The organism is Bradyrhizobium sp. Tv2a-2 (genome assembly GCF_000472425.1).
Lineage (GTDB): Bacteria > Pseudomonadota > Alphaproteobacteria > Rhizobiales > Xanthobacteraceae > Bradyrhizobium.
In genome coordinates, this window is the sequence record NZ_AXAI01000073.1 from 1 (window position 1) to 3,652 (window position 3,652).

Below are 3,652 nucleotides of genomic sequence, written 5' to 3' on the forward strand. Positions count from 1 at the left end.
CTTCGCGACAGTCTTCTGGTTGATCCCGTAGCGCTTAGCGAGGGCTCTCAGGCTCTCTTGACTATTTTGTATTGCTCGACGGACTGCCTCCGTCGGGTGGCGCAGCCGTGCAAAACTTGTCCCATAGCGCTTCCTTCGAATCGTGCGATAAGAATGCACCATCAAAGTCCGGGACTAAACAACCCCCCCTAGCACTTTGATGCTGTTGGAACGGGCCGTTCCACCACATCAAGTTTTATCCAGTTCGGAGTTCGCTCTGGCAGTTGGATTTGCCCGGTTGGGCGGTGGTAGCGACGGGAGCTGGCGCGGAGCCCTCGGCATAACGCAGCGCCAGATCCCGGCGCGGGTGGCAGGCGAAGGCAAACTCGGACGGCGTCTTCCATCCGAGTTGCGAGTGTGGTCGTACGTCGTTGTAATCGGCCTGCCAGCATCCGAGCGCGACGCGAGCCTGGGCCAGCGACGTGAACAGCGTCTCGTTCAACAACTCATCCCGCAGCCGACCGTTGAGGCTCTCGATGAAGGCATTCTGCATGGGCTTGCCCGGCGCGATGTAGTGCCAGGCGACACGGCTCTGATCGGCCCATGTCAGGATGGCGTTGCTGGTCAGCTCGCTGCCGTTGTCGCTGACCACCATCTTCGGCTTGCCGCGCTCGATCACAAGCCGGTCCAGTTCCCGCGCCACCCGGATGCCGGAGAGCGAGGTATCAGCCACCAGCGCGAGGCACTCGCGGGTGCAGTCATCGACCACCGTCAGAACGCGGAAGCGGCGGCCGTCCGTGAACTGATCCGATACGAAGAGCGACCAGCGGTCGTTCGGCGCCATCGCCACTGTCATCGGGGCCCGGGTCCCGATTGCCCGCTTGCGGCCGCCACGGCGGCGCACTGCAAGCTTCTCCTCCCGGTAAAGCCGGAACAGCTTCTTGTGGTTGATCAGATAGCCCTCCCCGCTTGAGCAGAACGTGTAGGCGCCGATAGCCGAAGCGGCGGCGCTCCTGGGCGATCGTCTTCATGCGCTGGCGAAGGCCGGCCTCGTCCGCCCGGGTCGTCCGGTATCTCATGGTCATGCGGCAGCAGCCGATGGTTTTACACGCCCGCCGTTCGCTCATCTCGAATGTTTCCCGCAGATGGGCGACAGCTTTCCGCTCGGCCGCGGGCGTCACCATTTCTTTCCCAACAGGTCCTTCAACGCCGCATTGTCCAGCATGGCGTCGGCCAGAAGCCGCTTCAGCCGCGTGTTCTCGTCCTCCAGCGTCTTCAGCCGCTTGGCCTCCGAGACCTCTAGACTAGCCAGCCGAACTTAGCCTTCCATTTGTAGATGCTGGCATCGCTCACGCCATGCTTGCGGCACAGATCGGCAACCGAAACGCCGGCCTCATGCTCCTTCAAAATCCCGATGATCTGCTCTTCCGAAAAGCGGCTGCGCCTCATGCTCTGGTCCTTGTCGTGGGCCAGAGCGAACTTCAAGCTGGATTAAGCCACAGGGGCAAGGTCACCCCGGCCGCGGGAAAGCCGCCGATGTACACGACCAGGCTGCCATCCTCGATTTCGCGAACCTGACGATTGAAGCTTGCATAGTTCTCGATCGTCAGCACTGCCATCGGTCGTTCCAAAATCGACAGTTGCGACAGCGTCTCCGGATGAATGGAGGCGAACGGCTTGGCCCGGCCATCGATCAAACGGCCGCTGCCGCCCTCTACGGTAACGGGTCCCCTAAAGTGAACAGGGTGGCTGAAACGCTCCAGTCCGATGTGCGCCCAGACCACGTCGGGCGCAGCGCCCGGCTGCTCGGTCCGGACGCCGAGAACGGCGGCGAGTCGTGAAGCGTGCCTATCGAACGCCTTCGTGTCGTTCGTCGCCTTTTGGGAGAAAGTTCGCGCGTCCAGTCCCCTGGCCTCCTGCCGCGAGATGGACGCCAACAGCGTGAAGAACTCCTTGGCGGCATCGGCCTGGCCGGCCGTCAGGCGATAGGCGGCCTCGCCGCGGGCCCACCTAGTGGTTCATCACGGTGATTTTGACGATTTGATACCGAGCCATTCGAGGATGGGCAAGCTTTCGGGAGGCAGGAGAATCACGATGCTCCTGGGAACGCCGGGCTGACGGCGAATGAAGCCGTTGCGTTCGAGGTGACGATCATCTGGTGGATCGACGGCGGGCTGAGGCGGAAATGGCGCTGGATGTCGGCTTCGGCCGGTGGCTGTCCGAACATGAACGAGTAGGTATGGATGAAGCCAGATAGTGGCCCTGCTTCTCGGTGAGGCGCGTGCCTGATTTTTGACTCATGGATTGATTCGTCCGGAGCCTCCGACAGGGAGGCGAAGGATGAATGTACGATACCGGGTCGAGTTGAGCCGAGCCGAGCGGCACGAACTGACGGCGATGCTCGGCGGCGGCAAGCATGCGGCGCGCAAGCTGAAGCGGACGCAGATTTCGCTGGCAGCTGATGGGGCAGCTGCGACGCGGAGATTGTCCGAACCGTCCGGGTCAGCCTTTCCGCCGTCGGCCGGACCAGGCGCCGCTTCGTGGAAGGCAACCTGGAGCGAGCCTTGAGCGAGGAGCCGCGTCCGGGCGCGGAACGCAAGCTGACCGGCAAGGAGGAGGCCCTGTTGGTGGCAACCGCATGCGCCAAGCCGCCCGTCGGCCGCAAACGCTGGACGCTGACGCTCTTGGCTGACGCGATGGTCAAGCTCACCGATCACGACGGCCTGTCGGGCGAGACCGTGCGCCGCCGGCTGGCCGAGAACGACCTCAAGCCGTGGCGTAGAGACATGTGGTGCATTCCCCATGTCGACGGCGAAGCGCTTTTGGCCGGAATGAACGCTACGCGGCCGACGGAAGATATAAGCGCATCGGCGCAGCGTCCGGGAAGCGGTCTCCGACACGATGGCCAGCATCACGAAATGATGGGTTGCAATATCCTTCTCGCTGAAGCCGCTGTCACGCAATGTTTGGAAGGCGCGGAGCTGATCGAGCGGATGCAGCCTCGTGATCCAGGACACTTTCGAATACAGCCGTCCACTGGGGGCGTCACGGCCCCAGGGCTGATATCGAATGCTTCATTACTTCTCCAGCAGGAGTGCGACGGCCAGTCGCCCCTTGGGATGCCGGGCCCAGCTTGTTATTCAGCCGGGAGGATAGAGTGCAACGCGCGTTCTCCCGTCTCGCGTATTTACCAACTGGGCCATGTAGCGCACACCTTCGATAGGGATATGCGTTGGACGTTGCTCGGTCGGCAGGAGGTCCTCCTCATGCAACGCCTGGACTAGGCTATCCGTGGCCCAGTGTGCGCGATCGTGCTGCCACCGCTCGCCTATGTCAGGCCCGAAATCGCGTGGGGACTGGTCGGATCGCCGGGCAGGTGACGATGGCCCGGCTTCATCCATCTGCCCAACTCGAGGATGGACCAGACGAAGGTCGCTGTGCCCTTCCGGCCCCAGTTGGGCCGTGTAGAGCTCACCGTTGACCGAGATAGGCTGAATAACGCTTTGTGCCGGCGAATGGGCCGTTGTAGGCGCGCCTTGCCAAAAGTTCGCTGTACTCCAGCTGTCGGCCGGCAAATGTGCGGATTCCGAGATGATGGTGCGCACCGTACCGAGTTGATGGCGCGCAGGGTTCCGAAATGATCGCGCGCAGCATTCCGAGCATTCTCCGCGCA

1 protein-coding gene and 4 pseudogenes are annotated in these 3,652 nt (G+C 62.6%); 1 reads left to right on the forward strand and 4 read right to left on the reverse strand.

Annotation, left to right across the window (positions count from 1 at the left end):
• The 4 genes and pseudogenes from A3AI_RS48635 to A3AI_RS50110 form a co-directional block, all read right to left on the reverse strand.
• A pseudogene (locus tag A3AI_RS48635) lies at window positions 1-125 on the reverse strand (IS481 family transposase); the annotation flags it as partial.
• 110 nt (window positions 126-235) lie between these two features.
• Window positions 236-1,428: pseudogene (locus tag A3AI_RS44965) on the reverse strand (IS3 family transposase).
• Between the two features lie 32 nt (window positions 1,429-1,460).
• Window positions 1,461-1,763: a Wadjet anti-phage system protein JetD domain-containing protein gene (locus tag A3AI_RS50105; protein ID WP_283807332.1), complete on the reverse strand. Its 303-nt coding sequence runs from the start codon at window positions 1,761-1,763 to the stop codon at window positions 1,461-1,463.
• A gap of 48 nt (window positions 1,764-1,811) precedes the next feature.
• A pseudogene (locus A3AI_RS50110) lies at window positions 1,812-1,979 on the reverse strand (DUF3322 domain-containing protein); the annotation flags it as partial.
• 340 nt (window positions 1,980-2,319) lie between these two features.
• Here A3AI_RS50110 and A3AI_RS44985 point away from each other — a divergent pair.
• Window positions 2,320-2,792: pseudogene (locus A3AI_RS44985) on the forward strand (helix-turn-helix domain-containing protein); the annotation flags it as partial.
• Between the last annotated feature and the right edge of the window lie 860 nt (window positions 2,793-3,652).